Origin of the sequence: Rhizobium aethiopicum (assembly GCF_900094625.1) — a bacterium.
Classification (GTDB): domain Bacteria; phylum Pseudomonadota; class Alphaproteobacteria; order Rhizobiales; family Rhizobiaceae; genus Rhizobium; species Rhizobium aethiopicum.
Map to the genome: position 1 here is coordinate 324,476 of NZ_FMAJ01000001.1, position 12,205 is coordinate 336,680.

General features: G+C 61.0%; 13 protein-coding genes and 1 pseudogene. 6 read left to right on the forward strand and 8 right to left on the reverse strand.

All coding sequences use genetic code 11. The features are described from left to right. The first annotated feature begins 209 nt into the window (after positions 1-209). From rpsD to GA0061105_RS01625, 5 genes are all read left to right on the forward strand, one after another. A complete protein-coding gene (rpsD, locus tag GA0061105_RS01605; protein ID WP_008525955.1) occupies positions 210-827 on the forward strand; it encodes a 30S ribosomal protein S4 in 618 nt (205 codons plus the stop codon). A 72-nt stretch (positions 828-899) separates the two neighbouring features. Further along, positions 900-1,829 carry a glutaminase gene (locus GA0061105_RS01610; RefSeq protein WP_064691779.1) on the forward strand — a complete coding sequence of 310 codons (930 nt, stop codon included), beginning with the start codon at positions 900-902 and terminating at the stop codon, positions 1,827-1,829. Positions 1,830-1,883: 54 nt separating this feature from the next. Then, positions 1,884-2,756: a tRNA 2-thiocytidine(32) synthetase TtcA gene (gene ttcA / locus GA0061105_RS01615; protein ID WP_064691778.1), complete on the forward strand. Its 873-nt coding sequence runs from the start codon at positions 1,884-1,886 to the stop codon at positions 2,754-2,756. 49 nt (positions 2,757-2,805) lie between these two features. Continuing rightward, positions 2,806-3,633, forward strand: a complete 828-nt coding sequence (locus GA0061105_RS01620; protein ID WP_064691777.1) for an inositol monophosphatase family protein — start codon at positions 2,806-2,808, stop codon at positions 3,631-3,633. A gap of 41 nt (positions 3,634-3,674) precedes the next feature. Next, positions 3,675-4,499, forward strand: coding sequence for an inositol monophosphatase family protein (locus GA0061105_RS01625; RefSeq protein WP_064691776.1), 825 nt, complete (start codon positions 3,675-3,677; stop codon positions 4,497-4,499). A 59-nt stretch (positions 4,500-4,558) separates the two neighbouring features. Here the strand turns inward: GA0061105_RS01625 and GA0061105_RS01630 are convergent. The 5 genes and pseudogenes from GA0061105_RS01630 to GA0061105_RS01650 all read right to left on the reverse strand — a co-directional run bounded on the left by GA0061105_RS01630 (position 4,559) and on the right by GA0061105_RS01650 (position 8,461). Next, positions 4,559-5,031, reverse strand: a pseudogene (locus GA0061105_RS01630) (GNAT family N-acetyltransferase). Positions 5,032-5,064: 33 nt separating this feature from the next. Continuing rightward, positions 5,065-6,345: a multidrug effflux MFS transporter gene (locus tag GA0061105_RS01635; protein ID WP_064691775.1), complete on the reverse strand. Its 1,281-nt coding sequence runs from the start codon at positions 6,343-6,345 to the stop codon at positions 5,065-5,067. A 35-nt stretch (positions 6,346-6,380) separates the two neighbouring features. After that, positions 6,381-7,586 carry a multidrug effflux MFS transporter gene (locus GA0061105_RS01640; protein ID WP_092747584.1) on the reverse strand — a complete coding sequence of 402 codons (1,206 nt, stop codon included), beginning with the start codon at positions 7,584-7,586 and terminating at the stop codon, positions 6,381-6,383. 137 nt (positions 7,587-7,723) lie between these two features. Beyond that, positions 7,724-8,059 (reverse strand): Grx4 family monothiol glutaredoxin, encoded by a 336-nt coding sequence (gene grxD, locus GA0061105_RS01645; protein WP_064691773.1) that lies wholly within the window; start codon positions 8,057-8,059, stop codon positions 7,724-7,726. Between the two features lie 171 nt (positions 8,060-8,230). Beyond that, positions 8,231-8,461, reverse strand: coding sequence for a hypothetical protein (locus tag GA0061105_RS01650; protein WP_064691772.1), 231 nt, complete (start codon positions 8,459-8,461; stop codon positions 8,231-8,233). Positions 8,462-8,626: 165 nt separating this feature from the next. On the opposite strand from GA0061105_RS01650, the gene GA0061105_RS01655 reads away from it, so the two are divergent. Then, entirely contained in the window at positions 8,627-9,817 is a 1,191-nt protein-coding gene (locus GA0061105_RS01655; protein ID WP_092747585.1) for a hypothetical protein, read from the forward strand. Positions 9,818-9,917: 100 nt separating this feature from the next. Here the strand turns inward: GA0061105_RS01655 and GA0061105_RS01660 are convergent, their stop codons facing one another. Genes GA0061105_RS01660 through hpaH form a run of 3 tightly spaced genes read right to left on the reverse strand, consistent with a single transcriptional unit; the run spans position 9,918 to position 12,202 of the window. After that, entirely contained in the window at positions 9,918-10,634 is a 717-nt protein-coding gene (locus GA0061105_RS01660; RefSeq protein ID WP_092747587.1) for a transporter substrate-binding domain-containing protein, read from the reverse strand. A gap of 13 nt (positions 10,635-10,647) precedes the next feature. After that, positions 10,648-11,412: a 4-hydroxy-2-oxoheptanedioate aldolase gene (hpaI, locus tag GA0061105_RS01665; RefSeq protein WP_092747589.1), complete on the reverse strand. Its 765-nt coding sequence runs from the start codon at positions 11,410-11,412 to the stop codon at positions 10,648-10,650. Positions 11,413-11,419: 7 nt separating this feature from the next. Then, positions 11,420-12,202 (reverse strand): 2-oxo-hept-4-ene-1,7-dioate hydratase, encoded by a 783-nt coding sequence (gene hpaH / locus GA0061105_RS01670; protein WP_092747591.1) that lies wholly within the window; start codon positions 12,200-12,202, stop codon positions 11,420-11,422. Positions 12,203-12,205 lie beyond the last annotated feature (3 nt).

Genomic DNA, 12,205 nt, shown 5'->3' on the forward strand with positions numbered 1-12,205 from the left:
TGGCGCAGTTGACATTTTCATGACGGGCCTCTAAAGACCGCCCCAAGCACCGGGCAGCAATGTCCGGTGTTTCATTTGACATGTCCCGTGGATCGTTTCTGTTCGCGTAACCGGAACATCCTGTCAGGCCTCGGGCGAGGTCAGAGGAGGGCGTGTTTCCTTCGCGCGGTTTGGCAACAAGCCCGCATAAACCTTTGAAAGGAAATACGATGAGCAAGCGCGAATCGTCCAAGTACAAAATTGACCGCCGCATGGGCGAAAACATCTGGGGCCGTCCGAAGTCCCCGGTGAACCGCCGCGAATACGGTCCCGGCCAGCACGGCCAGCGCCGCAAGGGCAAGCTCTCGGACTTCGGTGTGCAGTTGCGCGCCAAGCAGAAGCTCAAGGGTTACTACGGTGACCTGCGCGAAAAGCAGTTCCGCGCTATCTTTGCCGAAGCCTCGCGCCGCAAGGGTGACACCTCGGAAAACCTGATCGGTCTTCTGGAATCCCGCCTCGACGCCATCGTCTATCGCGCCAAGTTCGTTCCGACGGTCTTTGCTGCCCGTCAGTTCGTCAACCATGGTCACGTCACCGTTAACGGCGTACGCGTCAACATCGGTTCCTATCGCTGCAAGGCCGGCGACGTCATCGAAGTCCGCGAGAAGTCGAAGCAGCTGGTGACCGTTCTGGAAGCCGTCAGCCTCGCCGAGCGCGACGTTCCCGACTATATCGAAGTCGATCACAACAAGATGGTCGCCACCTTCGGGCGCGTTCCGACCCTCAGCGATGTTCCGTTCCCGGTCGTCATGGAACCGCACCTGGTCGTCGAATTCTATTCGCGTTAAGAAGAATCAGGCGTTTTCGCTTATGGAAAAGCCGCTCTTTCGGGCGGCTTTTTTGTTATCCGGAGAGAAGCGATGGCGGATTTGCAGTCGACCCTCGAGAGCATCTACACCGATATCCTGCCACGGGTCGGCGAGGGCAAGGTCGCTGACTATATTCCTGAGCTGGCCAAGGTCGATCCACGGCAGTTCGGCATGGCGATCGTTACCGTAGACGGCAAGGTCTACCGTGTCGGCGATGCCGACATCGCCTTCTCGATCCAGAGCATATCGAAGGTCTTCATGCTGACCTTGGCGCTCGGCAAGGTCGGCGAAGGCTTATGGAAGCGCGTCGGGCGCGAACCGTCCGGATCGGCCTTCAACTCGATCGTCCAGCTCGAGCACGAGAGCGGCATTCCCCGCAATCCCTTCATCAATGCCGGGGCGATCGCCGTCACCGACGTCGTCATGGCTGGCCATGCACCACGCGAGGCAATCGGCGAATTGCTGCGCTTCGTGCGTTATCTCGCCGATGACGAGTCGATCACCATCGACGACAAGGTGGCGCGGTCGGAGACGCAGACGGGATACCGCAATTTCGCGCTTGCCAATTTCATGCGCGCCTATCGCAACCTCGACCATCCCGTCGACCACGTACTTGGTGTCTATTTTCATCAATGCGCGCTCTCGATGAGCTGCGAGCAGCTCGCCCGAGCCGGGCTTTTCCTGGCGGCGCGCGGCAGCAATCCGATGACCGGGCACTCGGTGGTGTCGCCGAAGCGGGCGCGGCGCATCAATGCACTGATGCTCACCTGCGGCCATTACGACGGCTCGGGCGACTTTGCCTATCATGTCGGTCTGCCCGGCAAGAGCGGCGTCGGCGGCGGTATTTTTGCGGTGGCGCCAGGCATCGCCTCCATCGCGGTGTGGTCGCCGGGGCTGAACAAGGTCGGCAATTCGCAGCTCGGTGCCGTGGCGCTGGAAATGTTGGCGGCGCGTACCGGTTGGTCGGTTTTCGGTGATTGACGCTGTGTTGCCGCACTTGTTTCTGCTAAGGCAGGTAGACCAGAGGACGGAGCAATGAACATCGCAGCCAATATCCCTGATGATCTGGAAACCGGCGAAGCCGACGACGGCGTCGGCCATGCGCTGTTTGCCGATGCGCCGCGTTCCGTCTCCTTCAACAAGCTGCGCAAACGCCTGCTGAGGCAGGTGCGACAGGCCTTCGACGATTTCGACATGCTGAAGGGGCAGAAGCGCTGGCTGGTCGGTCTTTCCGGAGGCAAGGACTCCTACGGGCTGCTGGCGCTGCTGCTGGACCTCAAATGGCGCGGCCTGTTGCCGGTGGAGCTCATCGCTTGCAACCTCGACCAGGGCCAGCCGAACTTTCCCAAGCAAGTGCTGCCGGATTATCTGACGAAGATCGGCGTTCGCCACCGCATCGAATATCGGGATACCTATTCGATCGTGAAGGAGAAGGTGCCGGAGGGGGCGACCTATTGCTCGCTCTGTTCGCGGCTGCGGCGCGGCAATCTCTACCGTGTGGCGCGGGAAGAGGGTTGCGACGCGCTGGTGCTCGGCCACCACCGCGAGGACATTCTCGAAACCTTCTTCATGAACTTCTTCCATGGCGGGCGGCTCGCCTCGATGCCGGCTAAGCTTCTGAATGACGAAGGCGACCTGATGGTGCTGAGGCCGCTTGCCTATGCTGCCGAGGACGACCTTGCCAGGTTCGCTGCAGCCATGCAGTTCCCGATCATCCCATGCGATCTCTGCGGCTCGCAGGACGGGCTGCAGCGCAACGCGATGAAGGACATGCTTGCCGATATCGAACGGCGCATGCCGGGGCGCAAAGACACCATGCTGCGGGCGCTTTCGCATGTGAACCCGTCGCATCTGCTCGATCCAAAACTCTTCGACTTTTCCGGCCTTGCTGTCACCGATCCTTTATGAACGGCCGGCTATGCAAGCTGGCTCTTTTGCATGAAGGACAGCAATTCGCATGACTATCTCCGACACGGACATTCTTTTCCTCGGCGACTGCGTAAAGGAGGCGGCGCGCGCAGAAATCATGCCGCGTTTCCGCAACCTCGGCGATACTGATGTTTCGGAAAAGACCTCGGCAACCGATCTCGTGACGCAGGCGGATGTGCTTGCCGAACACAGGATCACCGCGGCGCTGAGAGAGCGCTTTCCCTCAGCCCTTGTCGTCGGCGAGGAAGCCTATGACGCTGACAAATCGGTGGTGCCGGCACTTGCCGATGCCGAGCTTGCCTTCGTCATCGATCCTGTCGACGGCACGTTCAATTTCGCCGCCGGACTTCCCGTTTTCGGCACGATGCTTGCGGTTACCGTCAACGGCGAGACCGTCGCCGGCATCATTTACGATCCTGCTCTCGGCGATACTGTGACAGCGATCAAGGGGGCGGGCGCGTTCCTGACGCGCCAGGACGGGCAATCGAGCAGGCTCAAGGTGGCTGAGCGTGCCGCCTTGAACCAGATGGTCGGCGGCATGTCGTGGGGCCATATGGAAGAGCCCGATCGCTCGCGCATCTGCGCCAATATGGCAAAGGCCCGGATGACATTCGCTTTCAACTGCTCGGCCTATGAATATTGGATGGTCGCGTCCGGCAAGCTGCATTTCATCGGCCATGCGAAGCTGATGCCCTGGGATCATCTGGCAGGCGTGCTCGCGCATCAGGAAGCCGGCGGCCATACGGCGAAATTCGACGGAACGCCCTATCGTCCGGGCGAAACGACGGGCGGCATCATCTCCGCGCCTGACAAGGAAAGCTGGCAGATGATCCGGCGCGAGATCGTCGGCATCTGATTTGAGGCCTTGCCCAGAGGCCGCACCGAAAGGATTTGATAATGACTGCGACTGTCGATGTGACCGTGCTTGCCGATCTGCTGCGCCGTGCGGCGCAGGCGGAGATCCTGCCGAGATTTCGCCGCCTCGGCGGGAATGATGTGCGTGCCAAGAGCGAGGCGACCGATCTCGTCACCGAGGCCGACGAGCAGGCCGAGCGGATGATGAAGGCGGAATCGGAGAAGCTCTGGCCCGACGCGCTGTTCCTCGGCGAAGAATCGGTCGCGGCCGAGCCGGCGCTGCTTGCAAGGCTCGCGGATGCGAATCTTGCGATCGTCGTCGACCCCGTCGACGGTACGTTCAATTTCGCCTCCGGCATTCCCGCCTTCGGCGTGATGGCCTCCGTCGTATCAGGCGGTGAGACCGTTGCCGGGATCATTTACGATCCGATGGGCGACGACTGGGTGATGGCGGAAAAGGGCGGCGGAGCATGGCTGCGGCGGCCGGATGGAGAGGCGCAGCGACTGCGCACGGCCGAGCCGGTTGCGCTCGACCAGATGGTTGGCATGGCCTCCACCGGATATCTGGCGCAAGAAAAGCGGGCAGAGATCCTCGGCAATCTCGCCAAGGTACGCTTCCTCACCAACTATCGTTGCGCGGCCCATGAATACCGCACCTTTGCCGGTGGGCATGTCCATTACCTGATGTACAACAAGCTGATGCCTTGGGATCACCTTGCCGGCACCCTGATCTCGCAGGAGGCTGGCGCCCATGCGGCGCGTTTCGACGGCTCGCCCTATCTACCGCATCACCTCGACGGCGGGCTGCTGATTGCGCCCGACGAGGCTTCGTGGGAGTTGCTGCGGCGTGAGGTCTTTACGGTCTAACAAACTGACCTTTGATAGAGCCGGTCGTGGGAACTCAATTTGCGGCCGCCACTGCGAGATCAGACGTACAGCTTTTCCATCAGGAAGTTTTCCAGGGCGTGGCCGCGCTTCTCGACGATTTGTCCGGTGATAACGCTGAATCCATTACGTTCGAAGAACGGGCGGGCGGTTCTGCTTGCTTCCGTGTAAATTCGCCGGAACCCCAGCCTAAGGGCTTCTTCCTCGACTCTGCACAATAGCTGGGTTGCCACGCCGAGTCCTTGAAACTCAGGGTGCACGAACATCATGTCCAGGCAGCCGTCGCCGGTCAGATCTGAAACCCCACGGGCTTTCCAGCGATTTCCGCGATCCAGGCGGGCCTGCTCATCCTTCGTTCTGCCCATTGGCTGGCATCTTCCACCATTGCCCAAGCCTCGATCTGGATGACGGAATAGTCTTTCGATGCAACCTCCCGGATGGAGCGCAGGAAAATCTCGATCGTCGTGTCCACGTCATCTGGCGCATAAGGCCTGATCAGAATTCGCTCGTTCATCGACAATCCCTTGAACCAGCTGGCCGGCTGGCTTCAGAAGTGAGCCGCACCCGGCTCAAGCTGCGGGCTGTCGCCGGGATGGGTGAAGAGCTTGCCGTTTTCCGCCCAGAGGGTGGCTGCGATCGTGAGCAGGCCGAAGAGCGCGAAACCGGCGAAGAGGGGCTGAACCGTGCCGTTGAACATCTGGCCGACCAGGCCGCCGAGGATGGTGCCGAAGGTCGTCGAGACGAAGCCGGTGACGGCGGTCGCCGTGCCGGCGAGGTTGCCCATCGGCTCGAGGCTGATGGCGGTGAAATTGGTCGCGATCAGGGCAAACATCATCAGTACGATGGTGAAGATGCCGTAGGCGACGGCAAAGTCCGGCTTGCCGGCCAGCGAAATGACAAAGCCGATAGCCGACAATGCCGTGAAGATCAGAAGGGCGGCGTGCGAGATGCGGCGCATACCGTATTTACGGACGAAGAAGCCGTTGGCGAAGTTGGCGATAGCGATGCCGCCGGCCGTGGCCGCAAAGGCGATCGGCAGCCAGTCGCCAAGGCCGTAGACTTCGCCGAAGACCTGCTGCACCGAAATCACATAGGCGCTGATGACGCCGGTGAACATGGTTAGGCCGATCATGTAGCCGCAGGTGATGCGATTGGTGAGCACCGTCTTGAAACCATCCATGACGGAGGCGACCGACAGCGGCAGCCGCTCCTCCGGCGGCAGCGATTCCTTCAGACGCAGAAGCGCCCAGACGAACAGGACGGTGGCGATGACGCCGAGCAGGATGAAGATCCAGTGCCAGTTGGCATAAAGGATGATCAGTTGGCCGACGGAGGGGGCGACGATCGGCACGATCATGAAAACGATCATGACATAAGACATGACACGCGCCATTTCGCGGCCGCCGAAGCAGTCGCGCACGATAGCCATGGTGGTGATACGCACCGCCGCACCGCCCACCCCCTGGATGAAGCGCATGACCAGCAGCATTTCGAAGCTGGCGGTTGCTGCGGCGGCAAACATTCCGACCACATAGCAGACGAGGCCGCCGAGCAGAATGTTGCGACGGCCGAACGTATCCGAGAGACTGCCGAAGAATATCTGCGAGACGCCGAAGCCCAGGAGGAACACGCCGATGATAAGCTGCGCGTCGTTGGTGTTGGTAACACCGAGGGAGTGACCGATATTCGGCAATGCCGGCAGCATGCTGTCGATCGCCATGGCTACGCTGGCGGTCATGATGGCAATGGTGACGACGAATTCGCCGAAACCCATGCCGATGCGGCGGGAGCCCTGGTTTTCCTGGTGCGGTTTGTGCGGCGGCGTCATGTGGAGATATCCCGTGGGCGGATGGGGCCGGTCGTTCAGACGGCCGGGTTCTGCTGATGGAAGAGGCGGCCCTTCTCGGCGATGAGAACGAAGATCAAACCGACGATCGACACGGCGAAATAACCGGCGACCATCGGCAGCGCGGTGCCGTCGAACGCCTGGCCGATGCCGGCGCCGATGAGGGCGCCGCCGACTGTGCTCATGAAGCCGAGGACGGAGGAGGCGGTGCCGGCGACATGGCCGAGCGGCTCCATGGCGAGCGAGTTGAAGTTCGATCCGATCCAGCCGAACTGGAACATGGCAAGACCGAAGAAGGAAATGAATAGCGCGAAGGGCATCGGCTCGGAGCTCAACATCTGAACGATCAACCAGATGGTATTGATGGCGATGAAGCCGAGGAGGGAGCCATGTGAAAGGCGGCGCATGCCGAGCTTGCCGACGAAGCGCGAATTGAAGAAGGATGACAGCGACATGAAAATCGCCACGCCGGCAAAGGCGAAGGGGAAATAGACGCCGAGACCATAGATGCCGACATAGATCTGCTGGGCTGAATTGATGAAGCCGAACAGGGCGCCGAAGATGAAGGTGCTGGCGATGGTGTAGCAGAGCGCGATGCGATTGGTCAGTACGAGCTTGAAGGCACCGAAGATCGAGCGGGCGGTGAAGGGCCTGACATTGGCGGGATGCAGGGTTTCCGGCAGGCGGAGGTAAGCCCAGACGGCGATTGCAGTCGCCATGGTGGCGATGAAGAGGAAGATCAGGTGCCAATTGCCGAAGAACATCACCACCTGGCCGGCGCCGGGCGCAATCACCGGCACGATCATGAAGACCATCATGATGAGCGACATGACCTCTGCCATCTGCCGACCGCCATAGATATCGCGGACGATGGAGATGGTGATGACGCGGGTGGCGGCCGAACCGATGCCCTGTACGAAACGCAGCACCAGCAGACCGGCGAAGGAGGGAACGAAAACGATTCCGATGGCGGACACGATATAGACGACCAGGCCGATCAGCAGTGGCAGCCGTCGGCCGAAACGATCGGAGAGGGGACCATAGAAGAGCTGGGCGCAGCCGAAACCGAGCAGATAGGAGGAGACGACGAACTGCCGGTGATTCTCGCTCTCGACGCCGAGGCTGGCGCCGATCTGCTGCAGGGCCGGGAGCATGATGTCGATGGCGAGTGAGTTGATGGCCATCAGGAAGGCTGCAAGCGCGATGAACTCACGCTTGCCCATGGGCAGGCGGCCCGCGGACACGGCTTGTGATGAATCTGTCACAATGAAATTCCCATAAACAGCCTAAGGCGCTGCTCACCACAGCGCCTCGGACTCGAGAAACAGATTTGGAAACCGGGCGGACGCCCGGTGACCGGTCAGGCGGCGCCGCGAACGGTGACGCCGTTTTCCTGGAGATGCTGCTGCAGCTCACCGGCCTGGAACATCTCCCGGACGATATCGCAGCCGCCGATGAACTCGCCCTTTACATAGAGCTGCGGGATCGTCGGCCAGTTGGAATAATCCTTGATGCCTTGGCGGATTTCCGAATCAGCGAGCACATTGATGCCCTTGTAGTCGACGCCGATGTAATCGAGAATCTGCACGACCTGGCCGGAGAAACCGCACTGCGGAAACTGTGGCGTGCCCTTCATGAAGAGGACGACGTCGTTGGTCTTGATTTCGTTGTCGATGAATTCGTGAATGCCGCTCATAGGACCTGATCCTTTCAACAGGCGAGTTAAAGGCCCGCCGTTTCAATCGTTTTCCTTAGATAGCATGCGACAGCAGGAATTCCAGCCGCCCAAGCCAAAAAAAGACCAATCGGTCAGACCACTTCGGGATTGTTGCCGTCGCGTTACGGTCGGCCGTCTTGCCTACGCATCTCAGACGCGACGCTGGCGGCTGCGGCCGGCGGCGGTGCGACGCTTGCTGACCTGTTTGCGAGCAGGCTTGCGCTTGGGAGCGGGCGTCGTCCGGGCGGCCGTCGTCGTCGCGGCGGGGCGCGTCTTGCGCCTCCTGCGCTTCGTCGTGACGCGACCGGTGGTTTTCTTCAGAATCTCCTTCAGTACGCTTTCGACGACGCCTGATATCAATTCTTTGACGAGATCAGCCACAAAACCCCTCCATTGGCGGCGAAAACAACCTGGTTGCTATTGAATTCCAGAAGAGTTCGGTTAGCAAGGCGGCTTCAAGACCATACCTGCTTTTTCGCCGATGTCAGCGACCAGCGGCCTGATCGCAGCAACATGCGGGCTTTGTTGTCCGGGCGGAACAGCGCAATGAAATTGATCGAGAAGCGGGTCGTCCTGCATTTCCCTGGCTTCGAGCCGCTGGACGGCCTTGCGCACAGGGCGAGGTACGAACGCTCTGCCAGACAGAGTGCTGCCGTCTGGGACTATTCCGTCGAGACCGGCGCGCCGGATGCGCGAAGCGATCCTCTCAGTTTCGAGGTCGCAACGGGCAGCGGGGGAGCCGGTGAAATGGCGGCCGCGGCGGAGACCAGTTCCGCCGGCTGGCGGACGACGAGCCGGATCCACATGGTTGATCACGATGTGCTCGTGCGCCAACTGCGCCGCCGCAACACGCTGAGCCGGATCATTTCGGGCTTCCGAAGCTGCGCCGAGGTCATGCTTGAAGGCGGCATGCGGGGATATTTCCGGCACGCTTGGCGTTTCGGCCTGTTCTTCCTCTTTCCGTTCCTGCTGACGGCGCTGGCGATCGTGCTGACAGTTCAGATTGCCGTCTTGCCCTATAGTCTCGGCTTCTCCACCTCGCACATGCTCTGGAGCGGGCCGCTGGCGCTCTGCTTCTTCATCTTCGCCTTCCTGCCGTTTGCCGAGCGGTTCCATACGCTGCATCTCTTTGCCGATTGGGAAATGGCGGTGGCGCTCGGCCGTATGGACCGGGCCGATTTCAACGAGTGGCTGGAAGAGCGTGCGGCTGCGGTGCGCAATGTGCTTGCCGAGGAGGCCGACGAGTACGTGATCTCGTCGCACAGCATGGGATCGAGCGTTGCCGCCCATGTCATCGGCTCACTGCTCGAAAGGGAGCCGGAGATCTTCGAGGGCAAGCGCGTCGTGTTTGCGACCCTCGGCAGCGCTATTCTGCAATGCGCACTCTTGTCATCGGCGAAGCTGCTTCGCGCCCGTGTCGGGCTGATCGCCCGCTGTCCCGGGATTTCCTGGCTGGACGTGCAGTGCCTGACGGATTCGATCAATTTCTACAAGGTGCCGGTCGTTGCCGTCTGCGGCCACGCCGATGCGCCTGCGGCGAAGATACTCCTCATCCGCGTCAAGCAGATGCTGACGGGCGAGCACTACCGCAAGATCCGCAAGGACCAGCTGCGCGTCCACCGGCAATATGTGCTCGGCCCCGATCTCAAGGCACCGTTCGATTTCACGCTGATGACATCGGGGCCAATGCCCGCGTTGGTCTTTGCCTATCCGGAGCAGAACAAGCTGCCGGCGTGACGGCTGTGTTCAGACGGCGGCGTAGACTGAGGGGATGTGCACGGAGGAAACGCCGTTCTGTTCGAAGATCTCAGCGACCTGGAGAAGTCGCACGCAGCCATCACGGGATATTCTCTTCACCGTCGCCGGCCACGTCACGGTCTCCCGCAGCCGTTCGGTTCAGACGGCGCACGAAATCCGCAAAGAACGCTGAGGCATGAATGGCGCTTCGATGCACGGCGATCGTCTGGGGAATTTCGGAGAACGCTCCTTCCACCAGTCGGAAGCCGGACATTCGCTCCGAAGTCTGAACGAGGAATTCGGTCAACCCCGCAGCCGCGTCACTTTGCGATCCGACAAGGAGATCGATGGCAGCTGCCGGGCTGTCGGTATGCGAGACAGTGGCTTTTTCAAGAATTCGCTCGAGTTGCTTTGTATAGGCGGCGCTCCTTGCGGAGGCTATCCGCACTCCTTCGGCATCGACGTCTCCGACCGTTCGAAACGCTGAGACCTCCGGCACCAGATAGGTCGCTTTGACGGAGATGTAGGGAGGTGAAAAGGAAAACCGGTCGGCTCTCGAAGGATCCGAGGCAATGAAAGCAATGTCCCACTCGCCGCGATCCGAAGCGGCGAGGATGTCGGCGGCCGAGCCGTACTGGATCAGCGACAGGGCACGATCCAGTTGCTCGGCAATTTTGTGACCGATCCGGGCGCTTGGTCCGACCAAGGCGCCGGCCTGATCGTCCCAACGGACCAACGCTGCATTCGACATGTTGACGGCGGCCCGGATTACGCCCGCCGGCGCTATCTCGGACAGAACTTTCTCCCGCGTCGACATTGGGCCGGGCTCCCTAGTATGCAAACCGGGCTGCGAGCGCCTCCGATCCTCTCGCAAGGAGGGCGACGTCTACGCCAACGGCGGTGAACAACGTCCCGAGCGAAATGCAGCGGGCTGCGAACGTCTCGTCCGGCGTGAGGATGCCTGCCGGCTTTCCAAGAAATTTCAGGCGTTGGATCGCATCTTCGATCGCCGCGACCACCTCGGGATGTCCCGGCTGGCCGGGATGGCCGAAGCTCGCCGCCAGATCGGCAGGGCCGATGAAGACACCGTCGACACCGTCGACCGCTGCGATGGCCTCCAGCCGACCGAGTGCCTCGCGGGTCTCGATCTGCAGAAGCAGGCAAATCTCCTGTTCGGCAATCCGCGTGTAATTCGGCACACGCCCGAAGCGGGTGGCGCGCGTCAAGGCGGAGACGCCGCGAATCCCGTGCGGGGGATAGCGTATCGCGGCGACCGCCGCCTTCGCTTCCTCTTCGTTCTGCACATAGGGAATGAGGAGCGTCTGGACGCCAATGTCCAGAAAGCGCTTGATCAGCACGGGATCGTTGAAGGCGGGGCGTACGACCGGGGAAACGTCGTATGGCGCGACCGCCTGCAATTGCGGCAGGACGGTGAGGACGTCGCTTGGTGAGTGCTCGGTATCGAACAGCAGCCAGTCGAAGCCCGACGGCGCGACGATTTCCGCCGCGTAGCTTCCGGGAAGGCCGCACCAAAGTCCGATCTGGCTTTGACCGGCTCTCAGTTTCCGCTTGAAGCGATTGACGGGGAGTTCCATGGGCACCTCACACGAACGAGACGCCGATGGAGCCGACCGGGCCATAGTCGGCTTGGATAACGTCACCCTTGGCAATGTCCACCGGGCGCGTGAACGAGCCGGCAAGCACGATCTGGCCCTTCTTCAAGCCGCCTCCGACGGCATGGAGCTTGTTCACGAGCCAGGCGATCCCTGCAGCGGGATGCCCCATGATGGCTGCGGAAACGCCCGATTCTTCGATGATGCCGTTTTTCGAAAGCGTCGCGCCGACCCAGCGGATGTCGATATCCATCGGCCGGATGATACGGCCACCCACAACGATCGCTCCGAAAGCGGCGTTGTCGGCGATCGTATCGGTGATCGCTCTGGGCACCTCGGTTCGGTAGTCGATGATCTCAAGAGCAGGGACGACAAACTCCGTCGCGCGCATGACATCATAGACGCGAGTGCCCGGGCCCTCGAGATCCTCACCCATCACGAAGGCGAGCTCGACTTCGAGGCGAGGCTTGATGAAGAGCTCCGCCCTGATCTGCGCTCCGTCGTTAAAGAGGGCATCGTCGAGAATGACGCCGTAGTCGGGTTCCGTCATTTTCGAGGCCATCTGCATCGCCCGCGATGTCAATCCGATCTTATGACCCGCGATCAGCGCGCCCTTTGCAATCCGCGCCTGCGCCCAAAGCGCTTGGATCTTGTAAGCATCTTCAAGTTCCAAATTCGGGTATGTCCTGCTCGGCTGGACGATGGGCTTGCGTTCGGTTTCTGCCTTCAGCAGTGCGTCGGCCGCCGCCTGGCGTTCCTTTTCCGTAATCATGAT

Excerpts from the sequence above, each read along its gene's own strand:
- hpaI (WP_092747589.1), bottom strand. The coding sequence starts at position 11,412 with ATGGAACTCCCCGTCAATCGCTTCAAGCGGAAACTGAGAGCCGGTCAA.
- GA0061105_RS01655 (WP_092747585.1), top strand. The coding sequence starts at position 8,627 with ATGAAATTGATCGAGAAGCGGGTCGTCCTGCATTTCCCTGGCTTCGAG.
- ttcA (WP_064691778.1), top strand. The coding sequence starts at position 1,884 with ATGAACATCGCAGCCAATATCCCTGATGATCTGGAAACCGGCGAAGCC.
- grxD (WP_064691773.1), bottom strand. The coding sequence starts at position 8,059 with ATGAGCGGCATTCACGAATTCATCGACAACGAAATCAAGACCAACGAC.
- GA0061105_RS01660 (WP_092747587.1), bottom strand. The coding sequence starts at position 10,634 with ATGTCGACGCGGGAGAAAGTTCTGTCCGAGATAGCGCCGGCGGGCGTA.
- GA0061105_RS01620 (WP_064691777.1), top strand. The coding sequence starts at position 2,806 with ATGACTATCTCCGACACGGACATTCTTTTCCTCGGCGACTGCGTAAAG.
- GA0061105_RS01635 (WP_064691775.1), bottom strand. The coding sequence starts at position 6,345 with ATGACGCCGCCGCACAAACCGCACCAGGAAAACCAGGGCTCCCGCCGC.
- GA0061105_RS01610 (WP_064691779.1), top strand. The coding sequence starts at position 900 with ATGGCGGATTTGCAGTCGACCCTCGAGAGCATCTACACCGATATCCTG.
- hpaH (WP_092747591.1), bottom strand. The coding sequence starts at position 12,202 with ATGATTACGGAAAAGGAACGCCAGGCGGCGGCCGACGCACTGCTGAAG.
- GA0061105_RS01625 (WP_064691776.1), top strand. The coding sequence starts at position 3,675 with ATGACTGCGACTGTCGATGTGACCGTGCTTGCCGATCTGCTGCGCCGT.
- GA0061105_RS01640 (WP_092747584.1), bottom strand. The coding sequence starts at position 7,586 with ATGGGCAAGCGTGAGTTCATCGCGCTTGCAGCCTTCCTGATGGCCATC.
- rpsD (WP_008525955.1), top strand. The coding sequence starts at position 210 with ATGAGCAAGCGCGAATCGTCCAAGTACAAAATTGACCGCCGCATGGGC.